This window comes from Cytobacillus sp. QJM3NY_8, from assembly GCF_056173585.1.
In genome coordinates, this window is sequence record NZ_CM149681.1 from 2,729,891 (window position 1) to 2,755,141 (window position 25,251).

At 43.5% G+C, this 25,251-nt stretch carries 22 protein-coding genes and 1 pseudogene; 3 read left to right on the forward strand and 20 right to left on the reverse strand.

The window, feature by feature from the left end; genetic code table 11:
• Positions 1 to 57: 57 nt before the first annotated feature.
• The 8 genes from AC0VZ9_RS14205 to AC0VZ9_RS14240 form a co-directional block, all read right to left on the reverse strand.
• Positions 58 to 558 (reverse strand): EutP/PduV family microcompartment system protein, encoded by a 501-nt coding sequence (locus AC0VZ9_RS14205; RefSeq protein WP_009334380.1) that lies wholly within the window; start codon positions 556 to 558, stop codon positions 58 to 60.
• 15 nt (positions 559 to 573) lie between these two features.
• On the reverse strand, positions 574 to 915 hold the full coding sequence (gene eutS, locus AC0VZ9_RS14210; protein ID WP_009334379.1) for an ethanolamine utilization microcompartment protein EutS: 342 nt from the start codon (positions 913 to 915) through the stop codon (positions 574 to 576).
• A 28-nt stretch (positions 916 to 943) separates the two neighbouring features.
• The gene (gene eutH / locus AC0VZ9_RS14215; protein ID WP_019383123.1) at positions 944 to 2,203 is read right to left on the reverse strand and encodes an ethanolamine utilization protein EutH; all 1,260 of its coding nucleotides are present in this window, start codon (positions 2,201 to 2,203) and stop codon (positions 944 to 946) included.
• A 178-nt stretch (positions 2,204 to 2,381) separates the two neighbouring features.
• A complete protein-coding gene (locus AC0VZ9_RS14220; protein WP_009334377.1) occupies positions 2,382 to 2,954 on the reverse strand; it encodes an ANTAR domain-containing response regulator in 573 nt (190 codons plus the stop codon).
• 2 nt (positions 2,955 to 2,956) lie between these two features.
• The gene (locus AC0VZ9_RS14225) at positions 2,957 to 4,381 is read right to left on the reverse strand and encodes a sensor histidine kinase (protein WP_019383124.1); all 1,425 of its coding nucleotides are present in this window, start codon (positions 4,379 to 4,381) and stop codon (positions 2,957 to 2,959) included.
• A gap of 180 nt (positions 4,382 to 4,561) precedes the next feature.
• Entirely contained in the window at positions 4,562 to 5,428 is an 867-nt protein-coding gene (eutC, locus tag AC0VZ9_RS14230) for an ethanolamine ammonia-lyase subunit EutC (RefSeq protein ID WP_009334375.1), read from the reverse strand.
• Between the two features lie 16 nt (positions 5,429 to 5,444).
• Positions 5,445 to 6,803, reverse strand: a complete 1,359-nt coding sequence (locus AC0VZ9_RS14235) for an ethanolamine ammonia-lyase subunit EutB (RefSeq protein WP_475396361.1) — start codon at positions 6,801 to 6,803, stop codon at positions 5,445 to 5,447.
• Positions 6,804 to 7,017: 214 nt separating this feature from the next.
• Entirely contained in the window at positions 7,018 to 8,058 is a 1,041-nt protein-coding gene (locus AC0VZ9_RS14240) for a DmpA family aminopeptidase (RefSeq protein ID WP_071156087.1), read from the reverse strand.
• A gap of 109 nt (positions 8,059 to 8,167) precedes the next feature.
• On the opposite strand from AC0VZ9_RS14240, the gene AC0VZ9_RS14245 reads away from it, so the two are divergent.
• Positions 8,168 to 9,343 carry an MFS transporter gene (locus AC0VZ9_RS14245; RefSeq protein ID WP_009334372.1) on the forward strand — a complete coding sequence of 392 codons (1,176 nt, stop codon included), beginning with the start codon at positions 8,168 to 8,170 and terminating at the stop codon, positions 9,341 to 9,343.
• A gap of 479 nt (positions 9,344 to 9,822) precedes the next feature.
• On the opposite strand, the gene AC0VZ9_RS14250 is transcribed toward AC0VZ9_RS14245, so the two are convergent.
• The 12 genes and pseudogenes from AC0VZ9_RS14250 to AC0VZ9_RS14305 form a co-directional block, all read right to left on the reverse strand.
• A complete protein-coding gene (locus AC0VZ9_RS14250) occupies positions 9,823 to 10,608 on the reverse strand; it encodes an SDR family oxidoreductase (RefSeq protein WP_071156091.1) in 786 nt (261 codons plus the stop codon).
• Positions 10,609 to 10,620: 12 nt separating this feature from the next.
• Complete coding sequence (locus AC0VZ9_RS14255) at positions 10,621 to 11,394, reverse strand: class I SAM-dependent methyltransferase (protein ID WP_071156093.1); 774 nt, start codon at positions 11,392 to 11,394, stop codon at positions 10,621 to 10,623.
• Between the two features lie 119 nt (positions 11,395 to 11,513).
• A complete protein-coding gene (locus AC0VZ9_RS14260; protein ID WP_217024632.1) occupies positions 11,514 to 12,491 on the reverse strand; it encodes a quinone oxidoreductase family protein in 978 nt (325 codons plus the stop codon).
• Positions 12,492 to 12,516: 25 nt separating this feature from the next.
• Positions 12,517 to 14,292: an acyl-CoA dehydrogenase family protein gene (locus AC0VZ9_RS14265; RefSeq protein WP_256816746.1), complete on the reverse strand. Its 1,776-nt coding sequence runs from the start codon at positions 14,290 to 14,292 to the stop codon at positions 12,517 to 12,519.
• Positions 14,293 to 15,039, reverse strand: coding sequence for a 2-phosphosulfolactate phosphatase (locus tag AC0VZ9_RS14270; RefSeq protein ID WP_009334367.1), 747 nt, complete (start codon positions 15,037 to 15,039; stop codon positions 14,293 to 14,295). It abuts the gene before it with no gap.
• 1 nt (position 15,040) lies between these two features.
• Entirely contained in the window at positions 15,041 to 16,114 is a 1,074-nt protein-coding gene (locus AC0VZ9_RS14275) for a phosphotransferase family protein (protein WP_475396362.1), read from the reverse strand.
• A gap of 61 nt (positions 16,115 to 16,175) precedes the next feature.
• Positions 16,176 to 16,553 (reverse strand): annotated as a pseudogene (locus tag AC0VZ9_RS14280) (acyl-CoA thioesterase); the annotation flags it as partial.
• Between the two features lie 11 nt (positions 16,554 to 16,564).
• A complete protein-coding gene (locus tag AC0VZ9_RS14285; protein WP_251174526.1) occupies positions 16,565 to 17,449 on the reverse strand; it encodes a 3-hydroxyacyl-CoA dehydrogenase family protein in 885 nt (294 codons plus the stop codon).
• 304 nt (positions 17,450 to 17,753) lie between these two features.
• Positions 17,754 to 18,317, reverse strand: coding sequence for a TetR/AcrR family transcriptional regulator (locus AC0VZ9_RS14290; RefSeq protein ID WP_251174525.1), 564 nt, complete (start codon positions 18,315 to 18,317; stop codon positions 17,754 to 17,756).
• A gap of 51 nt (positions 18,318 to 18,368) precedes the next feature.
• On the reverse strand, positions 18,369 to 19,982 hold the full coding sequence (locus AC0VZ9_RS14295; protein WP_256816740.1) for a long-chain-fatty-acid--CoA ligase: 1,614 nt from the start codon (positions 19,980 to 19,982) through the stop codon (positions 18,369 to 18,371).
• Between the two features lie 27 nt (positions 19,983 to 20,009).
• Complete coding sequence (locus tag AC0VZ9_RS14300) at positions 20,010 to 20,783, reverse strand: SDR family oxidoreductase (protein ID WP_009334362.1); 774 nt, start codon at positions 20,781 to 20,783, stop codon at positions 20,010 to 20,012.
• A 17-nt stretch (positions 20,784 to 20,800) separates the two neighbouring features.
• Positions 20,801 to 22,009, reverse strand: coding sequence for an acyl-CoA dehydrogenase (locus tag AC0VZ9_RS14305; RefSeq protein ID WP_009334361.1), 1,209 nt, complete (start codon positions 22,007 to 22,009; stop codon positions 20,801 to 20,803).
• Between the two features lie 341 nt (positions 22,010 to 22,350).
• Between AC0VZ9_RS14305 and AC0VZ9_RS14310 the strand changes: the two genes are divergently transcribed.
• Entirely contained in the window at positions 22,351 to 24,000 is a 1,650-nt protein-coding gene (locus tag AC0VZ9_RS14310) for a M14 family metallopeptidase (protein WP_071156103.1), read from the forward strand.
• A 310-nt stretch (positions 24,001 to 24,310) separates the two neighbouring features.
• On the forward strand, positions 24,311 to 25,186 hold the full coding sequence (locus AC0VZ9_RS14315) for an AraC family transcriptional regulator (RefSeq protein ID WP_256815528.1): 876 nt from the start codon (positions 24,311 to 24,313) through the stop codon (positions 25,184 to 25,186).
• The last annotated feature ends 65 nt before the right edge of the window (positions 25,187 to 25,251 follow it).

Genomic DNA, 25,251 nt, shown 5'->3' on the forward strand with positions numbered 1-25,251 from the left:
AATCTATTTTTTTGTATATTTAAAATATATTCTATTATCTTCGTTTTGTAAAGGGTTTCATCTGAAAATTACGACATCATCCGGCAATGAATCTGCATAATCCTGCATTTCCTGAAGAGAATGGCATTTCACGAGGCACCGTATTTCATCTATTCCTTTTCCGGAAATAGAGGAGGTAATGACAATAGGCCCTTTGGGAACTGCATTTCTAAGCTGGCTGATTGCTGAGTTTACATCCGCTTGATCAGAATCGCATTTTGTCACGACTCCAATTGGCAGCTTATTAAACCCATTGCTAAAACCTGGCGGAAAAATGGTTTTCCGCTTTGTAGAATCCTGCAAATATAGTACATGGGTCACTTCGAGTGCCGTAGCCATGATATTTTTATAGAAAAATGGATTCTCTGTATATTCGCCCGGCGTATCCACAATCCAGTCATAATAGTTCAGGGCCTGTGTTTTAACCGCTACCGCTTTGCGGCCAAGAAGAGCATTTGTTAAAGTCGACTTTCCAGCCCCGATGGAACCGATCAGCATCGCTCTGTTCATTTTGGACATTCTATATACAGCTCCTTATGATTTAGTTATTTCCGAAGGAGTGTACCTCAGTGTTTCAGATAAAAAGCGGTTGATTTCCTCCATGGCCATTTGCACAGCTGATACGGTTCCTACAATTACAAGGCTGCCTGTGAATCGGTCCAGGAACCCGATCTGCACGTCTGCCGCTTTGGTCGCCAGATCTCCTGCAATAATAACCGTTTCACTTGGTGTCAGTGTTAAAATACCTAACGCTCCTGCCTGCTGGATCCCCAGTTTTTCAAACATATCCGGATCGGGATTTGCGATTAAGTGGCTGAGTGTTACTTGTTTTCCCGGCACAAATTCTTGAATAAATCGTTTTTTTTCTTCATTCATTGCTTAGGCCCTCCCAGGTGACTCCTGCTTATATTGCTTTTTTAACCTTTTCTTCTTTCGTTAAATATTCATCTTTTCCGATAATGCCAGATTCACGGTCTTTTTTCTCCAATTCCAAAGCCTTAGGTACAGACAGCCAGTATGCTAAACCAATTCCGATGATTCCAGCAGAAATTTTACCGGCTATAATCGGAAGGATTAATGTTGGCTGGAAATTTGCTGTAAAGGATAAATGGTCACCAAGTAAAAAGGCGGCACAGACTGCAAAGGAAATATTAATGACTTTATCTTTAGGCGGCATTGTTCTGACCAATTTAAACATCGCAAGGATGTTCGCGATTGTGGCAACTATCCCTGCACTGCCTTCCTTGCTTAATCCCACTTTACTGCCAAGTGCCTCCAGCGGGCCGCCGGCATACTTTTGAAGAAGATAAACCATCGGAAATGCACCGGCAAGCATGATTCCAATATAGCCGGCAGTCTCAAGCGCCCGGAACTGATCCTCCGAATCCGCCATGATTGGGTGGAAGCCCCATCCTCCAAATACTGTTGTGAATAATCCAGTAAAAATTTCCACGATGGAAAATACCAAAACCAGCTTAATTCCCGCATCTAAAATACGTCCAAACCACATGAACCCGTTGATCATTAAATCCGGCAGGAAATATAACCCCAGTGCAATCAGGACAACAAAGATTAAAAGCGGACTTAAATTCAATAAGATTTGTCCCAAACCAAGCGCGAACTGATATTTCGCCTCGCCGGAGGTGGAAATGAAATCCCTGAAACTTGAGCTGGAAACCGCAATAATCACACTTGAAATGAAAGCACCGATTGGAATGGTCAGAACGCCTGACATCACCCCGAGAGCCATATATTTATGGTCTCTCTTATCAAGCATAGCCAGGCCCATCGGTATGGAGAAAACAATGGTTGCCCCCGCCATAAAACCGACAATCATCGCCATGATCCAGCCTTCCTGTGTTTGCTTTAACACTTCAGCTAACTGGTAGCCGCCCATATCGGTTGCCAATATGGCAGTTGCAGCTATTGCAGGATCTGCCCCGATCGCAGCAAAAAATGGACCGCAGACCTTATCGATAAACCACGATAAATATGGAATGGAAGCCATTATCCCGGCAGCCGGTACAAAAATGTGGCCAACAGCATGAAGCCCCTCCATAAATTGCTTGCCTAACCCCTCATCACTGTTGCGGATGGCTGCAAAAGCTCCAGCCACAGCACAGGCCATGATAATGTAAATAACGATTTTACCTACCATTTCCATCATAAATCCCTCCCTAAAAAGTTTTATATGTTAACGGAATCCTGCAGCTTCTTTACAAGAACATAGGATAAACAGCAGTTTGATAGTAAAAAAATAGGTAAAAAGACAAAAAGGTGCCGCACGTCAGCTTTTGCAGACGCATGGCACCTTTGCCTGTTCTATCCACTTGTAAAAGATATTAAGCGTTATATTTTACTATGATACGCTTTGCCACATTTTCCAGTGTAACCTGTTTGTTCATGCTGATCTTTCGCATTTTCTTAAAAGCATCTTCTTCATGCATGTTAAACTTTTGCATTAAAATGCCTTTTGCTTTTTCAACTATTTTTCTTTCATTTAATTTTTGATTCATGGATTCCACCTGTTCCCGGAATGCATTTGCATTCTCAGCCTGCCTGAGCGCAATTTCAACAGCTGGAATCAGACTGGCTTCATTAACAGGCTTAACAAGGTAGCCGAGTATATTTGCCTGTTTGGCTTTATCAATATATTCCCGCTGACTGTATGCTGTTAGGATCAGGATGGGTGTATTGATTTTATTGGAAATGATTTCACTTGCTTTTAGTCCATTCAGATTAGGCATCTTGATATCCATCAGGATTAAATCAGGCTTTAATGAAAGAGCAAGCTCGACCGCTCTTTCACCATCGCCTGCCTCAGCAACTACTTCATATCCAGCGTCCTGTAGCATCAAGCTTAAGTCCATGCGGACAATCGATTCATCCTCCACAACCATTATTCTTTTTTTCACAGCTATTCCGCCTTCCTTTCAAAGGGAAATTGCACAGCTGCAATAGTCCCTGTTTCAGCCCGTTCGATTAAAAAATGACCGGATAAGTCGTGCTCGATCATCATTTTCACAATATCTAAGCCTAGAGAAGGTTTTGCTTCCGGGGAATACCCTTCACCGTTATCGATGACTTCAACCTTAATTTCATCATTCGAATACTCGAAACAGACCTCGACTATTCCTTCATGCATATGTTTAAATGCGTGCTTTACACAATTCTGTATAAGTTCATTGATGACCAGAGACAGGGATACAGCTTTTTCAGAGTCGATTAAAAGCTTTGGTCCCCTATACTGAATATGTATCTTTTTCTGCTCGTGTTTTGCTTCATGGACCAGCATATTGCCAACTTTCTCTATTAGGCTGTATATATCTACTTCATCTACACTTGAGCTCGAGAGAATAATTTCATACACCGAAGCAATACTCGAGATGCGGTTCAGACTTTCCACGAAATGCACCTTGCTTTCTTCCGGCACACCCCTTCTCATCTGGAGCCTCAAAAGGCTGGCAACAGTCTGCAGGTTATTTTTAACACGGTGATGGATTTCCCGTATGGCCACAGATTTAACAGCAATCTCCCGTTCCTTTTCCCTGAGCTCTGTCAGGTCTTTAAGTATGATGAAGGTTCCATCCGACTTACCGGCAAGATCAAGACTTATTTTCTTAACACGGAATACCTTATTCATCATTTTCATTTCTTTTACAAGGAGCTCTTCCGGCTCGTTAAGAATTTCTTGAATACAGGGAAAACAATCAATCAGCGGGACGCCGGGCCTGCAATTTTCCTTGCCAATTTCGTGTATGAGATTAGTTGCTGAAGGATTGTTATAAACAACCTTATTTTCATGGTCAATAAAGAATAGTGATTCCTCAATTACCTCTGGGATGATCGGCCGGTCTTCTGCCATTCCAATGAGTATACCGCTCAAGGTTTCAGTCGCTTCTGATAACGCTTCCAATTTGAGCTGCCGCTGCAGCTTCTCACTGATGTCCTTCTCCATAATCAGTGCCCCGATGACACGGTCCTCTGAGCCTTTAATCGGCACCACGCTTTGTTCTACCGTCTTGCCCTCCTGTGTCAAGGCGCGATTGAGAAACATATTTTTCCCTGTCCTCAGGGTATATAAAACGGCGGGTTCAAAAGCTTCATAGGCGAACTTTCCTGCGACAGGCTTCTGATAAACGGATTTAGCAGTATTTGGGGCGGCTTCAGCTACTACTATCGCATGTTTACCTTCTTTAGTAGGACAATCAACAAAAACGTTTGCCTGGTTCAGATCGGCGATTAATGAGAGATTGGCAGAGACCTCTTTAATTCTTTCGACATCCATTTTTGAAAGACTTGTATGAAGAGTGCATAGCTCTTCGACTGAGAAGTTTGGCATAGACGGAGATCTCCCAATAAGTATTTAAAAATGTCAGAATATATAAAAATATTAAAGGGAATGCCGAAGAATGTCAACATCGTTTTCAATTGTTTAATAGGAAATTTGGTACAGTTATGGAATTATCCTGGATAATGGAAAAGGCAGCTGGAAAAAATGTAATCCTGCTGCCTTCCTATACTACTTAAGCTGTGCTAATTTTACACCGCTCGCTTTATGCTTTAATATAACCTCTATTAAATCAGCCAGATGGGCACCCGCCTCAACAGGGGGGACCCCTCCCTCATGAATATTGCTGATAACAGTGCGATCTGCTTCGACAGTATCCTCATTGGGCTGGTATATCAGGTAGGCACTAATGCTTTTAGCAGTTGCCAATCCTGGCCTTTCTCCTATGAGTGAAATAATGCAATCACAATTGACAATAGAAGCTAAATCATCCTGAATCCAAACTCTGCTCCGCTTTATAAAAACAGGATCTCCAATGGTAATCTTTTTCGATGTTAACCCCTGGACAAGCGCTGGCAGCAGATCTCTTATATTTGCCTCAACACCTGTTGAACTCAGTCCATCGGATACAATGATTTGCACCTGTTTATTTTTCGGAAGATTTTCTGCAGCCCATTTTCTGGATGTTTCATTGAGTTGCCTCCCGCTGTCCAGGTCCATTAAGTATTGGTCCATCGTTTCAGATTTTGAAAAGAGCACAGGCAGCTTTAACTCCTTCAGCAAATCCTCAGAAACGTCTTTAAACACTGCGTCCTGGGCTGCTGCGTGATCTATCCTGAATTCCAGGTAATTCTTTGTTTTCATTCGTGTTCCAGTATGTCCAATCCCAATCCTGGCAGGCGTAATGGATTGCACCCTCTCGATCTCTTCCCGATTGGCTGGCTGTTCTACACCTACTTGGCTACTCTTTTCATAATTTATATTGCGGCCCTTTGATTCCTTTGTTTCTGCAGGTTCTTTTACAATAGGACTGTTTTTTATTTGCCCTCCTTTTTGGAGTTCTTCCATTACCTGCTTCACGATTGTCTGAATATCCATTACTGATTCCCCCTTCCTACTTAAAAATTGATAAATCTCCCGCTCGTTCGGTTAGTTTGCCATTTTCCATAATTCCCATTTTCTCAAGCCATATCTCAAATTCGCGAAGAGGGCGGAGCCCAAGCATTTCTCTTAAGCTTGCATCATCATGATAGCTGGTATCCTGATAGCTTAGCATAACGTCGTCTCCGCCAGGCACGCCCATATAAAAATTCGCACCGGCAAGAGCAGTCAGCATACCAGCGATTTCCTGATCATTTTGATCTGCCTGCATATGGTTTGTATATGTAGGGGCTATCCCCATTGGAAGTCCATGCATTTTCCCCATAAAAAGGTCCTCGAGATCTGCACGAATCACTTGTTTGCCGTCATAAATCGTCTCAGGCCCGATAAAACCGGATACATTATTAACCATGAACGGTTTCCAATGCCGGGCGTATCCATAGGTACGGGCTTCGAGTGTCTGCATATCTATGCCAAGATGGGCATCAAGCGATACCTCCGATCCCTGGCCAGTTTCGAAGTATAGCTGATTCGGACCAGTTGATGTCCCTTGTGTGGCCATCAGCTGAAAGGCTTCATCAAGAATTTCCTTTGAAACTCCAAAATCATCATTTGCCGCCTGTGTACCAGCAAGGCTTTGGAACATAAGAGCTATAGGGGCACCTTTTTTGAGGGCATGCATTTGGGTTGTAATATGGGCAAGAACACAGTTCTGCGTCGGGATATCCCACTTTTGAATAAAATCATGAGTCATATGTAAAATTCTCGAGACTGATTCGATAGAGTCATTGTTGGGGTTCACACCTATGACAGCATCACCCGAACCATAGGACAGACCTTCTTTCATTGATGCAAGAATACCCTCGGGATTATCAATGGGATGATTAGGCTGGCAGCGGAATGCCAGGCGTCCAGACTCGCCAATTGTTGTGTTGCAATGCGCAGTTGGCCTGATTTTCTGCGATGCCATTACAAGGTCAATGCTCGACATCAGCTTTGCTGTAGCAGAAATCATTTCGCTCGTCAGACCCCTGCTGATTCTGAACAAATCCGACGTACTGGTATGGTGGGATAAAATATAATTCCTTAATTCTCCAACAGACCAGTTTGCGATATCCTTATAAATAAAAAGATTAAGATCATCATATATGATGCGGGTTACTTCATCCTTTTCATATGCAATAACCGGATTTTCATATATTTCCTTTAGTGTTATCTCACTTAACACCACTTTGGCTGCCATTCGTTCAAGAGAAGATCTGGCAGCAATGCCTGCCATTTTATCCCCTGATTTCTCCTCACCGGCTTTTGCCAAAACATCTGAAATTGAACGGAATTGATAGGTTTCATTCTTTAGTGTACAAGTAAACATAAATTGCCTCCCTTCGATTATAGGGAGTGGTATGCACCAACTCAGCTTATTACAGTAAGCGGTTACATTCACTCCATACAAAAAGGCGCCTTAACAGAATAAGCCATAAAACAGCTTACCTATTAAGGCGCCCTCACCTGGTATTTTCACTTATCCATCATTATATCAAGTAATTAACTGAAAAGATAGACTTTTTAGAATGTAGATAAATGTCTTATGAAAACATACCCTCGACCACTCTTTCCTGCCTCCCTTTCGTCGTTTCTGCCTGGGATAAGGAATTGAGAATTGCTTCCTCCGCGGATTCGGCAGCACCTTGGAAAAGCTTGTTCATAAGCGGATGGTCGTCTCTGATCAAATGGGCAAATTCAACGTGTTCAGTGCTCTGGTGAGAAATGGTTCTGGCAGTTGAAAAAGCAATGACAATATCCCCGCTGCCGTTGCTGTAATGACTTCCTGTCCGGCCGAGGCCAATACCGCATCTCTTGGCAAGCCTTTTCAGCTGCCTGTCACTGACTGGTGCGTCCGTGGCAAGGATGATCATAATCGAGCCATCGGGCGTTTCCTTGGTTTCCTGCGGAATTTCTGACAGGCCGTATTTCCTGAATGGAAATTCATCTTTATTGCCAAAATTGGTGACCACCAGGCACCCGATTATGTAGTCTTTTGAGCTTTGTTCTTCGCTTATGACCCGCGATGACGCCCCTACTCCGCCTTTATATCCGAAACATACCATGCCTTTTCCTGCTCCGACCGCACCTTCCTCCGTTCTTTCCGAATTGGCATTTTCAATGGCTGCTATTGCATGTTCCGGTTTCACAGGAAGTGCACGAATGGAATTTAGATACCCATCATTGCATTCACCAACGACAATATTGACCGTTCCAGTTGTGTCTCCAATTTCAGGAGTGGTTCGTAACATGTGTTCCAGGGTTCCATGTGTAACCGCCGGAACTCCAAATGTGTTTGTCAGCATAATGGGAGATTCAATCATGCCCAATTCTTCAACCTGAACCAGACCAGTCGTTTTTCCAAAGCCATTGATGACATAGCTCGCTGCCGGGACCTTTTCACGGAATAAATTTCTGCCATGAGGCAAAACTGCGGTTACACCAGTACAGACATATTGGTCATTATCATTGAGAGGATAGTGCAGAGTGATTTGGCCTACCATGACCCCTTCTACATCTGTAATGCAATTCTTTTTGCCAGGCTGCAGTTTTCCAATCGTTACTCCTCTTTCTCTAATCTTCATTTGACTCCTCCTTAAAGTGGCATTCATTAGAATTTCCATTTGTTTTCATTTATAATAGAAAAATATTTAGGTTTCCTAATCATTTTACATCGTTTTTGGGAGGATTTATATGGCTCAAACTATAGCAAAAAAACAGAATGCAGGCTCTGAGAAGATTTGGTCTAGAGATTTTGTGCTCATATTGATGTCCAACTTTTTTATTTTTCTCGGATTTCAAATGACATTGCCCACGATCCCTCTTTTTGTTGAAAAATTGGGAGGGAATGACCAGCTGATCGGGATTGTAGTCGGCATCTTTACATTCTCTGCTCTGCTATTGCGTCCTTATGCAGGACATATGCTGGAGACAAAGGGAAGGCGTTTTGTCTATTTAACGGGTCTTGCGATTTTTGTTCTTTCGGTTGGTTCATTTGGATTTGTTAATAGTTTAATCTTCTTATTTGTCTTAAGGATTGTCCAGGGATTTGGATGGGGTTTTTCAACTACAGCCTCCGGAACGATTGCCACCGATTTGATACCTGCTAAGCGGCGCGGGGAAGGGATGGGCTACTTCGGTCTTTCCGGGAACATAGCCCTGGCTTTCGGCCCCACCCTGGGACTGGCGCTTGCCGGAGTTATATCTTTCAAGCTCTTATTTTTAATTTGTGCCCTGCTGGGTTTAGCCGCACTGGTATTGTCATCTAGAATCAACTACAAGCAGGCTGAAAAACAAAGTGTTCCCCTTAAGCGATGGGATATCTATGAAAAAAGTGCCTTAAGGCCATCATTTCTTTTATTTTTCATTACCGTTACCTTCGGCGGCATCGCTTCGTTTCTTCCAATATACTCTGCCCAAAAAGGCATAGGCGGAATACACTGGTATTTCCTGCTGTTTGCGATTGCCTTAATGATTTCCCGGACGTTTGCCGGCAGATTATATGATCAACGGGGGCATCAGGCTGTGTTTTTACCTGGTGCGGTGCTGATTTTAGCAGCCATGTTCCTGCTGGCATGGCTGCCTAACAGCATGATCATGTATATAGCGGCCATTTTTTATGGTCTAGGGTTCGGATCAGTCCAGCCTGCCCTTCAGGCCTGGTCTGTAAAAGAAGCGCCTGCCAATCGGCGCGGGATGGCTAATGCAACATTCTTCTCCTTTTTTGATCTTGGAGTTGGGATAGGTGCAATGGTCTTTGGCCAAATCGCCCATTTGTTCGGCTACAGCAGCATTTATATGACAGCAGCCGGTTCGGTAGGGATCTCCATACTATTATATATCTGGATACTGATTACAAAACGAGGTTAATGAGAAAGACGATTTTCCTAAGAGATGCGGAAAATCGTCTTTTTATTATGCTGAGTTTTCCAGCAGGTGCACCGGGTTTGGACTCTCACACCAGGTTTTTCGATTTCTCTGTCCGAAGGTGTGCCGGGTTCGGACTCTCACACCAGGTTTTTCGATTTCTCTGTCCGAAGTTGGCCCGGGTTCGGACTCTCACTACGGGTTTTTCGATTTCTCTGTCCGAAGTTGGCCCAGGTTCGGACTCTCTCTCCGGCTTTTTCGATTTCTCTGTCCGAAGTTGGCCCAGGTTCGGACTTTCACACCGGGTTTTTCGACTTCTCTGTCCGAAGTTGGCCCAGGTTTGGACTCCCACACCGGCTTTTTCGACTTCTCTGTCCGAAGTTGGCCCAGGTTTGGACTCCCACAACAGGTTTTTCGATTTCTCTGTCCGAAGTTAGTCCGGGTTCGGACTCTCACACTAGCTGCACGAACAAAAAAACCTGCTATAATGCTTTCACCATCCCGCCATCGACCAAAATGGAGCTTCCCGTCACATAGCTGCTTGCGTCGGAAGCCAGGAAAGTTACGACGTTCGCAAACTCTGCCGGGGTTCCATATCTGCGCAGCGGGATATTGCTTTTGGCTCTTTCTGTAACTTCTTCTTTGGAGATGTTTTGCCGGTCCGCGTTATGCTGATCCAGGTAATCAACCCTGTCTGTCGCAATCCTTCCCGGAGCTACTGTATTGATTAAGATATTATAAGCTGCCAATTCCTCAGAGAGCGTTTTGGTCATTCCGACAATGCCCAAACGGAATGTATTCGAAAGCAGAAGGCCTGGTATCGGCTGTTTAATGCTTGAAGAAGCAATATTAATAATCCTGCCGCCATTTTTCTTTAATTCGGGAAGCGCCTCCCGGATCAGCCTTACATGGCTTAATAGATTTAATTGAAACGCTTTTTCCCAATCTTCATCTGTCAGGGATTCAAACGTTCCCCCGGGAGGTCCCCCGGCATTATTGATCAAAATATCGATTCCGCCAAGTGTTTCAGCTGTATATTTGACTAACTGTTTGATATCTTCCGGATTGGTAACATCTGCACGGTGATACTCAACATCAACATTATATTGGTCACGGAATTCCTTTTGAACAGCTTGCAGTTTTGCTTCATCCCTGCTTGTAATCATCACATTGGCGCCTTCCTGTGCAAGCTGTGCCGCAATTGCTTTACCTAGTCCCTGGCTTGAAGCCACTACTAGCGCTTTTTTATTTTTCAGGTTTAAATCCATCACCATTTCCTCCTATTGTTTCACGCAAAGTGCCATCCATTCATCCACTTTAAAGGATTGCACCCTGCCATCATGAAATTTGATTTGAAAGTAATCTGCAGCAGTTCGATCAGCCTGCAAAATATAATCTTCGACTGACTTAATCTGTTCGTCACTTTCGGCTGTCCGCCTTACCCAGGACGGGAATTCAAATATTTTCTTTCTGCTCTTCGAGTTCGTTTCATGCAGCCCTGAAGCAGCAAATAGCTTTCTCCACTCTCCTGTCGACAAACACCGGCAATGACTGTCATCCCGCAATTTCTCAACAGTGTTCATAAAGCCAGCCAGCTCTTTTTCTTCAGGTGATACGTTATCGATCAACAGGAAATGACCGCCTGGTTTTAATACCCTCCCGGCTTCCGAAATGAACTTTTCCGGATTGGGAAAATGATGGGGGGCTATCCGGCAGGTTACGGCATCAAAGTACTTATCCAGAAATGGCAAATCTTCAGCATCCGCGAGGACATACCAGATATTTTTAAAGCTTTCCAGATGGCGTGCAGTATTGGCCAGCATTTCTTTTGTCAAATCAGCAGCGAAGACCTGGGAAACAAAAGGTGCCAGACTTTTGGCCACATGCCCTCCTCCTGTGGCGATATCCAGCACCACCCAATCTTTCTGCGGATTCAGAGTTTGAACGAGCTGATTAAGCTCAGCCGCATCTCCATGAATTTTGCTTGTCACATATTTTTCTGCATTTTTACCGAAAGTATTTTGTACCTTTTTCTTTACCTCGTCCTTTTCCATATAAATCACCCTCATCAAAAATAGGATCAGCTCTACTATTTATGTTCTATATAAATCCCTATATTCCTGTCAGTTTAATAGAAAAAGAGCCTGCCACATGGTAAATGGCAGGCTTCCGATTATCTTGCAGGTACAAGAATAAGCTTTCCTTTTGTTTGCCTCGACTGCATCCGCTCATGTACCTTGGCAGCATCCTCCAGAGGATGGATTTCCCCAATTGTCAGCTTCAGCTTTCCTGCAGCTGCATATGTCAATAATTCCTTCATACTCGGCTGCAGCAGTTCGGGTTTTCTCATAATCTGCGGAAGGAAAAATCCGATGACTGATTGGTTCCGACCCATTAGGGATGACGGATAAAACCGGCTTTGCTCCCCGCTTGCCACACCATATATGACAAGGCGGCCAAAGGTGGCAAGGCATTTCAGAGTTTTATTAAAAATTTCCCCGCCTGCCATTTCGAGTGCAACATTCACACCTTTTCCGCCTGTTGCTTCCAGCACTTCATTTTCCCAGCCTTCTTTTGTGTAGTTTACGAGAACATCCGCACCCATTTCTTTCGCAAGCTGAAGTTTTTCATCGGTGCTGGCAGTGGCGATGACGGTACCTGCACCGAATAATTTTGCGAGCTGAACAGCAAGTGTTCCTACACCGCCTGCCGCTGCATGGACAAGGACGCTTTCACCCGCTTCAAGTCTGCCCATCGTTTTTAGTATATGATAGGCACTCAAGCCCTGCAGAGGCAGAGCAGCAGCCAGGTTGAAATCCAATCCTTCCGGCAGGGGAATCAGCCCTCTTTCATCAGCTAATACATACTCCGAGTAGCCGCCTGATTCAATTAACGTAACCACTCTTGTGCCAACAGGAATTTTCGCATCTTCACCTGCTGCAGCGACAACACCTGCCACTTCAGCACCAGGAATGAACGGCAGAGGTGTCGGCACGACGTATTGCCCTTCTCTTCTTGCGGTATCTGCATAGTTCACCCCAATGGCATGAACCTCAATTAATACTTCACGTCCTGTCGGCTGAGGCCGGTCAACCTCGATTAAGTTAAGGACTTCAGGTCCTCCATACTCTTTGAATTGGATGGCTTTCATTTTAAAACACTCCTTCTCTATATATCTAGCAGCAATACTCGCCTTTATCATATACAAGCTCAGCGATCCTTCTGTTTCTCGCACTTTCCTTCCCAAAGGAACTGAACCTGCCGCATTCTCGGATGACTAATCCGATTAACTGATCTCTTTTCCCTTCAGAAGCCAATTCTGACACAAGCTGACGGGATAGTCTTTCTGCATCCCATATCGCACCTTCGATAAACGTTCTTGTCTGAAGAATCTTCAATTCTTCTTTTTCTTCACCATTTTCCTGAATAGCTTTATAAGTACGATAGACAGCCGATTCTGAAGCATAAAGGGCAATGGCCAGATCGGCGAGCTTCATAAGTGCTTCCTGTTCATGAGCAAGTGAGCTGCCAAATGCTTCGTAAGCGAGTCCGGCGTTTAACAGGAATAGGTTTCTCATCGTATCAACCGCTGCTCTTTCTTTCTCAAAAATGCCCTGGCCGATTGGTTCAGGTTTGCTCAACTGAACAACAGCCTCCTCCACTCTTGCGGCTAAATCGATATCACCCTTCAATGCTTTACGGAAAAGGTGTGTAGGAATCAGCAGTCTATTAATCTCATTTGTTCCCTCAAAAATACGGTTAATGCGGGAATCACGATACATTTGTTCCACTCCGTATTCCTTGATGAATCCTGCTCCGCCATGAAGCTGCAGTACTTCATCTGCCGCATAGTCGAGCGTTTCCGATCCAAACACCTTGCAGATCGCACATTCTGTGGCATATTCGCTCATTCTTTTTCCAATAAGTTTTAAATCAGATGAATCGTATAAGTCTGCTAATGATTCTTCCAGCAGGTTTGCAGTACGATACTGCAGTGATTCAGCAGCGTAAATTCTACCTGCCATTTTTGCGATTTTTTCCTTGGTAGCTGGAAAATCACCAATGGATTTTCCAAATTGCTTTCTTTCCCCTGTGAATTGTATAGCTTTCTTCAATCCGGTTTTGGATGCCCCCATGCAGGCAGAACCTAAATTGAAGCGGCCCAGATTCAGGACGTTCAGAGCAATAATATGGCCTTTGCCCACTTCGCCAAGCAACTGATTGGCTGGCACAGGACAATCTTCAAAAATGACCGATCTTGTTGAAGATCCTTTGATGCCCATCTTATTTTCTTCCGGACCAAGGGAAAGCCCTGGTGTATCGCGCTCAACGATAAACGCGGTAAAATGCTGGCCATCCACTTTAGCGTAAACAATAAACGTATCTGAAAATACAGCGTTAGTAATATAAATTTTGGTGCCATTTAAGATATAATGTGTTCCTTCCTGATTCAGAACAGCTGTTGTCTGGGAGGAAAGTGCATCTGAACCTGCGTTCGGTTCTGTCAGGCAGTAAGCCCCAATGTACTCCCCAGAAGCAAGCTTCGGCAAATATTTTTCTTTCTGCTCCGGTGTCCCAAAGTAAGTAATAGGGAGGGTCGCAATACAGGTATGGTTGGAGTGGGCTACCCCATAACCGCCTGTTGAGGCAATGCTTTCACCGACAATCCCCTTACTGATTTTATCCAGGCCCAGACCGCCGTATTTTTCAGGGATGCTATGTGCAAGCAAGCCAAGTCCCCCCGCCTTCCTCAGCAAATCCGTAACCAGCTCAAAGTCCTGGTTTTCAATCCGGTCCTTTTCAGGCTGTACCATTTTTTCAGCAAATTGTTTAGCGGTTCTGCCAATCAAGATATGCTCATCTGTAAAATCTTCTGGTGTGTATAGTGTTTCAGGAATAAGCTTTGTGAACAAAAAACCCGCACCGCGATTAGCTGTTTTTACTTCTTCCATTTACGGATTCACTCTCCTTCTAAAGCGGTCTGATGGAACCGCTCTGCCATTTTTCAGAATGGGAACAATCGCTTCCATGTCAATCTGTGATGCGAACTCTAAATCTTCTGCCAGCCCGTGCCGGGCAAAAAGCCTGCCTACCCTGGATGATGACAGAATGTCAAATGCGCTTCCTGATGCACCCCGGTAAAAATGCAAAGCAGCTTTTGCAGAATCAGTCATATTCCATTGATCATGATCGGTTAAGCAATCGATAAAGTGCCCTGCACCGTAAAAGTCCTCCAAACTGAGTTCCCCCGAATTTCCTGAGCATACAACGATGACTGTCTCAGCTTCTCCCTTTACGGATTCTGCAACTGCCCGATTGTTTAATAGCGAGCTGATATAGACTTTTGAGGCACAGGCTGATTTTCTTAAAGCTACCGTTCCATTTGTTGTTGTCAGGATCAGTTTCCTGCCATCTATCACTTCACGGATGCGGCTCGGAATGGGATACACGCATCCTTCAATCGGCTTCCCATGAATCTCGCCGGCAAGGACAAATGTCTCCGGCTTCATGCCTGCTGTAACAGTCATCCCTTCCGTAACATCCAATACAGGGATGACTTCTGCAGCTCCTTCTGAAAGAGCTGCAGTAATCGTCGTGGTCGCGAGAAGAATATCCAAAACGACAGCCACTTTACTGCTTTCTCTTAATTTCTCTTCTGAAATATCCTCTTTCTTTAAAATCACATGAACTTTTTTCATCTCAGTTTTTCTCGTTTGCAGCCTTTACAGCATGTTTCAGGAGCACTTTAACAAATGTATGGAATTGTGAAAAACGAGCATCGCCTGTTTGGCCTTTCTTGTAGCGATAATAGATTTGCTGGCAAATGACGGCGAGCTTGAAGTAAGCAAATGTTAAATAAAAATTCATGCAGCTGAGATCTCGGCCAGTCTTTTTAGCATATGCCTCCATAAATTCTCTGCGCGAGTAAAAGCCGTTTAGAACAGTTACTGGCGGTTTGCCTAAGCCAAACTTCAGCAGATCTGGATCATCCCCCTGAATCCAATAGCTCATCGCTGCACCAAGGTCTGCCAGCGGATCGCCAACAGTTGCCATCTCCCAGTCAAACAGGCCTGCCATTTCTGTCAAATTTTCATTAAACATTGCATTGTTCAGTTTGTAATCATAATGGATGATGGAAGGTTCCGGACTTACTGGGATATGATTGGTCAGCCACTTTTTCAATGTATCCGCCTCAGAAACTTCCTCCGTCTTGGCCCGTTCATACCGGCCAATCCAGCCATGCACCTGCCTTTCCATAAATCCATCAGGATTGCTGATTTCAGCTAAACCTGTCCTTTTATAGTTAATGGAATGAAGTTCGGCAAGTTTATCAACCATAATTTGAGACAGCCCTCTGCAAACTCCCTCGTCTGGTGCAACTCCTTCAGGGAATGAGGTATCTAAAACAATTCCATGCCTTCTTTCCATAATGAAAAAAGCTGCACCGGCAATTTCTTTATTATCTGTGAAAAGAAGCGGCTTCGGAGCTTCCTTGAAAAAGGGGCTGATCTCAGAAATCACTCTGAATTCCCTCTCCATGTCGTGAGCTTTCGGTGCAACAGGTCCAAGCGGAGGCCTGCGGAGCACAGCTTTCCATTCTCCCATTTTCAGCTGATATGTCAGGTTGGAGTGGCCAGTGGAAAACTGCAGAATCTCGAGTGGTTCATTTGGAAGGTTCCCAATCTCGCTCCGCAGGAATTTTTCCAGTGCAGCTGTATTTAATTGTTCCCCTTTTCTCACAGGAATGGTATCCTGGCTCATTTGCTGGGGCATGTAACTCCTCCTTTTTAAACGAAAATTCAGTTTCTTTAAGTTTAAGTTCCGAATTTTGGTTAAGACCTTCGCGAAGAAGATCAGGTATGACAGCACTCTCCTGTTTGCTGAAATCAAAATAGACGATGATGGCGCTCCCTTTGGCAATGAGACCGCCCGTCTGGCTACAGACAATTTCATGGTTCAGCTGAAAGCTTTTCCTGCCGATTCTTGATACCCACGTTTTTACCGTAAGGATTTGGTTAAAATACCCCTGGCTTAGAAAGTCGCACTTAGTGGAGGCCAGGCTAAAGCTCCAATTTTTCACATCCATGCTGTAGCCGAGTGTCTCGAAATACTTTACACGCGCTTCTTCAAGATATATAAAATAACTGGTATTGTTGATATGGCCAAGTGCATCAGTCTCGCAAAACCTCACTGTTACCTGCATTTCGTGCATGGTGCCACCCCTTAACTCTTAATCTTACTCGAATGATATTCGTACCACCCCTTGCCTGTCTTTCTGCCTAATTCTCCCTTTTCCACTTTTTCAGCAACACAGGCAAACGGTTTATCGGCAGGATCTCCCGTCTCCCGATAACGCTGATCCATTACATAATAGGCGACATCGAGTCCGGATAAATCCATAAGCTCAAAAGGGCCAATTGGGTGATTCAATGCTTTCCGGCAGATGACATCAATATCTTTATAGTCTGCAATTCCCTGTTCAAACAGAGCCACTGCCTCTTTTTGGAGCGCACCGAGAATGCGGTTTGCTACGAATCCGGAAATTTCCTTTTTCAAAAGGACGGCTGTCCTATTGATTTTTTTACAGACTTCCATAGCTATTTGGGCGGTTTCTTCAGATGTCTGTTCACTCATTACTACTTCCACACAATCCATAACGAGAGGCGGGAAGAAGAAATGCATATTAACAACTTTTTCTGGCCGCTCCGTTTTACCAGCTATTAGACTATTCACGATTGTTGAACTATTGGTCGCAAAAATGGCATGTGGATCAGCATACTGCTCCAGCTTGCTGAAGACCTCCTTTTTTACATCAAGTTTTTCGGTTACTGCTTCAATAATCAAGCCGGAATTCCTTACACTTTCTTCAAGGCTGGTGGAAAAGCGCAGCCTATTAAATGCAGAAGCTTTAGCATCTTCGGCAAGTTTCCCCTTGGAGACCCATTTAGACATAATCGTTTGAAGCTTTGCCTCAGCATCCTGCAATGCGTTTTCGTTCAAATCCTGAATAATTGTTTCAAATCCTCCAAGCGCACAAAGCATTCCGATCTGGTGGCCCATCTGCCCGGCACCGATAACCGTAATTTGCTTAATATCATTTACATTCATCTTTTCTCCTCCTTATACTGACCAGTTGGTATGTCTTAAAAATTATGTTTTAATAGATTGTTATAGCTTATTTATACTGCCCGTTGATTTCCGCTGCAGTCACTTGCTTTCCGCGGGGAGGAACGGGAGCCTCCTCGGCTTCGCCTGTGGGGTCTCCCGCTCCCTCTCCTCCCGCAGGAGTCAAGTGTCTTCCGCTACAATCAACTCAGTATCTTAAAATATAGTTCCCGTCCTATGTTGTTACCTACTAAAAAATAGAGACAAAGAATTATCTTTATTTTCCCTACTTTAAAAGAATTTCGATTTACATCTCGATCCCCTTTAAGATCATTTCCGTAAATATCTCCGCCACTTCCCGGTCAGATATAGATCCATCCGGATTGAACCACTGATAGCTCCAGTTAGTGACGCCCAGGATGCCAAAGGCAATAATCGGAGAGTTGAGATTCGCACGGAACTCTCCGTTCTGTTTGCCTTCTTCTATTAATTTTTCGATATTCAGCCTGAACTGATCTCTTTTCGGAATGATTTCCGATAAACTTTCGTCACTGAGGTTGCGCATTTCTCTAAAAAAGACTTTCGCGCTGGCTCCCTGTGTTTTGATATTGCTGAGCAGCATTTGAACAATCGCAAAGAGTTTTTCTTTGCTGGATTTTGAATCATCCCCGAGGATTTCGTGCTGATTGTCCAGCATGTCATCAATGTAGCGAAGATGGATGTCCATCAAAAGTTCTTCTTTGCTGGAAAAATAGTAATAAAACGTCCCTTTCGTCACACCAATACTGTCGACAATATCCTGAATTGATGTCTCGCTGAAGCCTTTCTGATCAAATAGCCGGATGCTCTTTTCAGTAATTTTTTCTTTCAATGTTAGTCCCCGCTTCTGTTAGAAAATATCGACAGAATTATATCATAAAAATCAGTGGCTCCGGACCTCATCCCGCAAAGCCCGGCGAAGGATTTTTCCGACATTTGTCTTTGGAAGCTCCTGGCGGAATTCTACGGCCGATGGAATTTTATAGGCAGCCAGGTTCTGCTTGCAATATGAAATGATATCTTTTTCGCTTGACGATTTGCCAGCTTTCAGTACGATGAAAGCTTTTACTGTTTCACCCCGGTACGCATCCGGGACACCAATGACTACTGCCTCCTGAACTGCAGGATGCTCATAGAGCACTTCTTCGATATCGCGAGGATATATATTATATCCGCTTGCAATAATCAGGTCTTTTTTACGGTCGACAATATAAAGGAAACCGTCATCATCCATTCTTGCAATATCACCTGTGTAGAGCCATCCATCCCGTAATGTGACGGCCGTCTCCTCAGGCATATTCCAATATCCTCTCATGATCTGCGGTCCCTTGATGATGACCTCTCCGAGTTCTCCATTCGGAACTTCTTCTGTTCCTGTGGCCAAATCGACTACTTTATAATCAGTTGAAGGAAAACCAATTCCGACACTTCCAGGCTTTCGTTCTGAAAAAGGAGGATTGCAGTGGGTTACTGGGGAAGCTTCGGATAAACCATAGCCTTCGAGTATTTTGGCTCCTGTCTTTTGTTCAAAATCGCGAAGCAGTTCGACAGGCATTGGCGCGCTTCCGCTATTGCAGGTTTCAATGCTGTCAATGCCATATTCCTCTGCACGCGGATGATTGGTGATAGCCACATACATGGTTGGAACACCCGGAAATACAGAAGGCTGCTCATTTTTAATCGTATTAAGCACTTCCTCCAAATCAAAGCGAGGCAATAAAATAGATTCATTGGCGGTATAAATGGCAAAGTTCATGCAGGCAGTCATTCCAAAAACGTGGAACAGCGGAATGACGGTTAAGAATTTTTCCCCGCCTATTTTGGTTCTTTCTTTAAAAAATTCATAGGACTGAACCACATTTGCGAGAACATTGTAATGTGTCAGCATGGCTCCTTTAGATCGGCCGGTTGTACCGCCCGTATATTGAAGGACGGCTATTTCCTGTTCAGGCTCAATGTTTACCGGGGTGAATTGTCCTTTGCCTTCATGTAAAAAACCATCAAAGGTTTTATCAGGAGAAAAATCTGCATTTGATTGCTGGAGACTGACAACAATTATATTACTTAATTTCGTTTTGCTCTGTACTCCTTTTACGCGTGGATATAACGCATCAAAGACGATAAGTGTCTCAGCACCCGAATCATTCATAATATACTCTATCTCGCGCTCAACCAGCATCGGGTTTACTTGAGTAACGATCGCTCCCGCTGCAAGGGTGCCATAATACGCAATTACATATTGCGGGCAATTGGGCAGCATGATGGCAACACGGCCGCCTTTTTGGACACCATTTTTCTGCAGTGATGCAGCAAATCCATAGACGGCTTTTTGAAGTTCCGCATAAATCATTTTTCGGCCATAAAAAGATAAAGCTGTATTCTGCGGATACATCGCTGTCACTTCCTGCAGCATCTCAGGCATCGACTTGCTGGGAATGCTAACATCGGCTGCAATTGATTCAGGATAGTGGGCATGCCAGGTTTTCTTCTTTCTCATTATTAATCCCTCCAAAATTTGCCGTTTTTACATTGCATGTGTTCCGCCATCGACAATTAATACGTCTCCCGTCACATAATTTGAAGCATTGGAAGCCAGGAACAAAGCGGCGCCTTTCAAATCGTCAGCAGAACCAAAGCGTCTGAGAGGTGTCGCCTCCAGAATTGGATTTTTCCCATGCTCAATAATCGCTGCTGACATTTTAGTAGGGAAAAACCCTGGGGCTATGGCATTCACATTGATGCCATACCTGCCCCATTTTACAGCCAGATCCTTTGTCATCGTAATAACAGCGCCTTTGCTTGTGTTATATCCGATCGTATCCATCACCCGGGGATCAGTACCGCCAAGTCCGGCAACAGAGGCAATATTAATGATTTTTCCGGACTTTTGCTCAATCATGATCTTACCTGCAGCCTGGCTCATTAAAAACGTCCCTGTCACATTCACATTGATAACTTTATGCCAGGCTTCAAGCGGCATTTCTTCGGCAGGTGCTCCCCAGGTGGCACCGCTGTTATTGACAAGAATATCAATGCTTCCAAATTCCTTAACCGTTCCTTCGACCACTTTATGGACGTCCTCGGGTTTGCTTATGTCGCAGGATAGAGCTAAAGTTTTCACGCCAAGTTTGGCGAGACGATCAGCTGTTTCCTGACATGCCTCCACCTTTCTTGAACAAAGAACGATATTCGCCCCTGCCTCGGCAAAGCCTTCCGCAATCTGGGCACCGAGCCCTCGGCCTCCTCCAGTAATCAGTGCCGTTTTCCCGGTTAGGTCAAATAAATCCATTACGTTCATATGGCTCCCCGCTTTCCCTATTGGTATTTTTTCAACTCAAGCTTAGCAATCTGTGCCCGATGGACCTCATCTGGCCCGTCTGCCAGCCTCAACGTCCTGGCATTTGCCCACAAGGCCGCAAGCGGAACATCGTCAGAGACTCCTGCTGCGCCAAAAGCCTGAATCGCCCGGTCAATTACCTTAAGTGCCATGGATGGAGCCACGACTTTGATCATAGCAATCTCTGTTTTCGCCGCTTTATTTCCGGCTGTATCCATCATATGGGCCGCTTTAAGCGTTAATAGTCTTGCCTGCTCAATTTCAATTCGGGAATCCGCAATCCATTCCTGGATGACTCCCTGATTAGAGAGCGGTTTTCCAAAGGCGACGCGATTTTGTACACGCTTACATAGTTCTTCAAGAGCACGCTCTGCTGCCCCTATTAGCCTCATGCAATGATGGATGCGTCCTGGGCCAAGCCTTCCCTGCGCAATGGCAAATCCTTTCCCTTCACCCCAAATCATATTTTCAGCGGGAACTCTGACATTGTCGTATGTAATTTCAGCATGACCATGGGGAGCGTGATCATAGCCAAACACCGGAAGCATCCTCTCTATTTTTACTCCTGGCGTATCAAGTGGAACAAGAATCATAGATTGCTGTTCATGTCGGCTGGCTGCTGGATCGGTTTTTCCCATGACGATCGCTATCCTGCATCTCGGATCTCCCGCCCCTGAGGACCACCACTTCCGACCATTAATGACATACTCCGTACCTTGCCTTTCAATCCGTGCTTCAATATTTGTAGCATCAGAAGAGGCAACATCCGGCTCTGTCATTGAAAAACAAGATCGTATTTCCCCTTCTAAAAGAGGCTGCAGCCAATCACTCTTTTGCTGATCGGTGCCATATCTTGCGAGCACTTCCATGTTTCCGGTATCAGGTGCATTGCAATTGAAAATCTCCGGTGCAATCATGGAACGCCCCATAATTTCGCAAAGTGGAGCATAGTCCACGTTCGTGAGACCAGCCCCATACTCGCTTTCCGGTAAAAATAGGTTCCATAGCCCAGCATCTTTCGCCTTGCGTTTCAACTCTTCCATAATGGGCGGAATAGCATTCCAGCGGCTTTTCTGTTCATTCAATTGCTGTTCATACAGAGTTTCGTTCGGATAAACGTTTTCTTCCATAAACACATTTAATTTCCTTATGAGCTCCTGTACTTTTGATGAGTAAGAAAAATCCAAATTCCATCCCTCCTTCACTTACTGACCGGTCGGTATGTTACAAATTTAGTATAAACAATCTCGGAAAAAATTCAACTTATTTTCAGAAAATTTATAATTTTATTGTTTTCCACTCCCAGCCAAAGCACTGTTTTTATCGAGTAAAAGCTAGGGAATTTTCGCTAGTTACCTGCCATTCTATTTCGTTTTCCGAATAATATTAGAACTAAGCACCTACAATTCCTTCTTTTTAAACAATTCATCCATTAAACTCCTCAATTTATACTATTCAAAATTTTTTGACACTTAAAACATTCTTCATCTATTATTGATTTGAAATTAGAAGAGGAGGAAATTAGCCGATGAAAAAACTAGTAAAAAAACGCACTATTCCTGTACTCCTGTCTGCTGCATTATTGGCTGCACCTGCAGTTCAGGCAGAAACTCCCTATTACGGGAAATCATACAGCCAGCCTGAACAAGTAAGACACCTCTTTCCTGAAATTGAGGTGATAGACAACACTCCTGCCTTTTCAAGGGACGGTGATGCTTTTACTTCTCAAGAAGAAATGATGGCCTACATAAAACAGCTCAAAGCTAAAAGTCCTTACCTAACTGTTAAAACAATCGGAACCTCTCAAGAAGGCCGTGAAATACCTGCCCTTTATTTCACAAAGGATAAGCATATTAGGTCGGGCTATTTATCAAAAAAGCCGATTGTATGGGTTCAGAGCCAGATCCATGGCAACGAGCCTGCCAGCGGTGAATCTATCCTGGCCTTGGCCAACAGACTTGCCGGTGAATTGGGCAAGGAGATTTTGGACGATATCAATGTGATCGTTATTCCAAGGGTAAATCCTGATGGCTCTTATGATTTTAAAAGACAGCTGGCCGATGGGCTGGATGGAAACCGTGATCATATAAAACTTGAATCTCCAGAAGTACAGGCCATTCATGAAGAATTCAATAAATATTCACCTGAAGTGGTGATTGATGCTCATGAATATTCTGTTTACAGCAGTGCTTTTAATCAAGTTGGTGAACAGGGCGCTTTGAAGTACCACGATATTCTGATCCAGTCTGGCCGGAACCTCAATATCCCTGAAAAAATCCGTCAAGCATCTGACAGTTTATTTGTCGAGCCTGCCATGGAAGAGCTTGAGAATAATGGTATTTCCGCAGAAATTTACTATACAGCAGGCCTGGATGACCAAGGTGAAATTGAAATTATCGAGGGTTCCACTGAGCCAAGAATTGGCCGGAATTCATTCGGACTTCAGCCAGCATTCTCCTTCCTCGTAGAAAGCAGAGGCATTGGCATCGGCCGTGAAGATTTTGCGCGCAGAGTGAACGCCCAAATTGCCACTCATGAAAGCATTCTTAAGCAAACGGCCAATCATGCAAGACAAATTAAAAATCTAGTAGCATTAGAAAGACTTAATCTTATCAAAAAAGGCTTAATGCCAAATGACAATGATCCAATAATCATTGATAGCGAAAATAAAGAACTGGAGAATGAAACACTGGAAATGGTAGACATAGCAACGGGCACTGTTCAGGATATCCCAGTTAAATACTTAAGTGCTACTGATGCAGAACCAACATTGGTAAGGGATAGACCTACCGCCTATTTAATAAAGCCAGGTCATGAGGAAATCGCTGAAAAATTAATGGATCAAGGTTTAAAGGGCTTTAGACTTCCGAAAAATGTCAGCCTTCCAGCTGAAGCCTTTACAGTAACTTCTAAGGAACCGGCAGGGAATTATGAACACAGGGAGCTTGTTGAGGTTGAGACTGAGGTGACTAAGAAGGACATCACCTTCCCGAAAGGAACTTATGTATTTCTGACCGCACAGCCTCAAACAAATCTGCTTTCCCTGTCGCTTGAGCCTGAATCAGTAGACAGTTATACGACCTTCGGCTACGTCCTTTCTGAAGTTGGGCAGGAATTGCCGATTTACCGCTTCACCATTGATCCGAAGAAATCAAACATGAAACCGTTTATGAAATAAAAGAAAAATGACTGACGCATCATGATAATTAGTTCTGTTTGTGTGAAGAAACTTTGTAAATAGTATATAAATTAGCATATCAATTTGTAATTGATATGCTTTTTTCATTGGTACATCAACTTTTATAAGGAAATATATTTAAATAGCAATGTAAATAATGAAATTATATAAAAAAATGCACTTTTACTAACGAAACCGGATTGTAACTTTATATTTAACGGAAATGCGTTCCGATATATTCCGTATAGAAAATATCGAGTGAATTATGATTTTTATCGTTATTATATATTTGTGAAGGGGGGGGAAATGAATGTTACAAGAATTCAATCATTTGATGGATTATATTGAGACACATTTAACCGAAGAAATTTCCGGAAAGCAAATATCAAAAATTGTAGGGCTATCTGATTATCATTTCAAAAGAATGTTTTCATATATGGCTGGAATGTCATTGAATGAGTACATCAAAAATAGGAGATTATCAGTTGCAAATGTTGAACTGATTAACGGAGCAAAAGTAACAGATATTGCCTGCAAATATGGTTATCAATCCATTGAAGGTTTTTCAAGAGCCTTTCGTGAATGGAGCGGATTCTTGCCTTCAGAAGTAACTAAAAACAAAATTCAAAAATCATTTCCCAAATTCTCATTCTTTATTGATATAAGAGGAGGAATTTCAATGGAATTCAAGATTGAAAAGAAAGAGATGTTTAATATTGTTGGTGTATCGAAAAGGGTGCCTATTCAATTCGAAGGTGAAAATAATGCTATCATAGAACTAGCGAAGACAATTACCGAACAACAAAGAAATCAAATGCATCAATTAGCGGATTTATATCCTCATCAAGTGTTGAATGTATCGTATGATTTTGATGATGGTTTTTTAGAAGAAAAAGGGTATTTAACACATATGATAGGATTTGCAACTACAAAAGAAAATCCATTCGATCATTTAGAGCAAATTCCTATTGAAGAAAGTTTATGGGCCATTTTCCCTAACCAAGGACCATTTCCTTCTACACTTCAAGAAACTACCGCAAAAATTTATTCTGAATGGCTGCCTTCATCAGATTATGAACCAGCAGAACTACCTGGGATTTCATTTACAAAGTACAACGGTACATCGGAAAATGTATATAGCGAGGTTTGGATGGCAGTAAAAAAAAAAGTTAACGATACACCTTGATGATTATTCTATTTACAGAAATGTTTTTCGAATATCTCACATTAAAATAAAAAAGGTTGGGGTTT

Excerpts from the sequence above, each read along its gene's own strand:
- AC0VZ9_RS14205 (WP_009334380.1), bottom strand. The coding sequence starts at position 558 with ATGTCCAAAATGAACAGAGCGATGCTGATCGGTTCCATCGGGGCTGGA.
- eutS (WP_009334379.1), bottom strand. The coding sequence starts at position 915 with ATGAATGAAGAAAAAAAACGATTTATTCAAGAATTTGTGCCGGGAAAA.
- eutH (WP_019383123.1), bottom strand. The coding sequence starts at position 2,203 with ATGGAAATGGTAGGTAAAATCGTTATTTACATTATCATGGCCTGTGCT.
- AC0VZ9_RS14225 (WP_019383124.1), bottom strand. The coding sequence starts at position 4,381 with ATGCCAAACTTCTCAGTCGAAGAGCTATGCACTCTTCATACAAGTCTT.
- eutC (WP_009334375.1), bottom strand. The coding sequence starts at position 5,428 with ATGGATATTCAGACAATCGTGAAGCAGGTAATGGAAGAACTCCAAAAA.
- AC0VZ9_RS14235 (WP_475396361.1), bottom strand. The coding sequence starts at position 6,803 with ATGTTTACTTGTACACTAAAGAATGAAACCTATCAATTCCGTTCAATT.
- AC0VZ9_RS14240 (WP_071156087.1), bottom strand. The coding sequence starts at position 8,058 with ATGAAGATTAGAGAAAGAGGAGTAACGATTGGAAAACTGCAGCCTGGC.
- AC0VZ9_RS14245 (WP_009334372.1), top strand. The coding sequence starts at position 8,168 with ATGGCTCAAACTATAGCAAAAAAACAGAATGCAGGCTCTGAGAAGATT.
- AC0VZ9_RS14250 (WP_071156091.1), bottom strand. The coding sequence starts at position 10,608 with ATGGATTTAAACCTGAAAAATAAAAAAGCGCTAGTAGTGGCTTCAAGC.
- AC0VZ9_RS14255 (WP_071156093.1), bottom strand. The coding sequence starts at position 11,394 with ATGGAAAAGGACGAGGTAAAGAAAAAGGTACAAAATACTTTCGGTAAA.
- AC0VZ9_RS14260 (WP_217024632.1), bottom strand. The coding sequence starts at position 12,491 with ATGAAAGCCATCCAATTCAAAGAGTATGGAGGACCTGAAGTCCTTAAC.
- AC0VZ9_RS14265 (WP_256816746.1), bottom strand. The coding sequence starts at position 14,292 with ATGGAAGAAGTAAAAACAGCTAATCGCGGTGCGGGTTTTTTGTTCACA.
- AC0VZ9_RS14270 (WP_009334367.1), bottom strand. The coding sequence starts at position 15,039 with ATGAAAAAAGTTCATGTGATTTTAAAGAAAGAGGATATTTCAGAAGAG.
- AC0VZ9_RS14275 (WP_475396362.1), bottom strand. The coding sequence starts at position 16,114 with ATGCCCCAGCAAATGAGCCAGGATACCATTCCTGTGAGAAAAGGGGAA.
- AC0VZ9_RS14285 (WP_251174526.1), bottom strand. The coding sequence starts at position 17,449 with ATGAATGTAAATGATATTAAGCAAATTACGGTTATCGGTGCCGGGCAG.
- AC0VZ9_RS14295 (WP_256816740.1), bottom strand. The coding sequence starts at position 19,982 with ATGAGAAAGAAGAAAACCTGGCATGCCCACTATCCTGAATCAATTGCA.
- AC0VZ9_RS14300 (WP_009334362.1), bottom strand. The coding sequence starts at position 20,783 with ATGAACGTAATGGATTTATTTGACCTAACCGGGAAAACGGCACTGATT.
- AC0VZ9_RS14310 (WP_071156103.1), top strand. The coding sequence starts at position 22,351 with ATGAAAAAACTAGTAAAAAAACGCACTATTCCTGTACTCCTGTCTGCT.
- AC0VZ9_RS14315 (WP_256815528.1), top strand. The coding sequence starts at position 24,311 with ATGTTACAAGAATTCAATCATTTGATGGATTATATTGAGACACATTTA.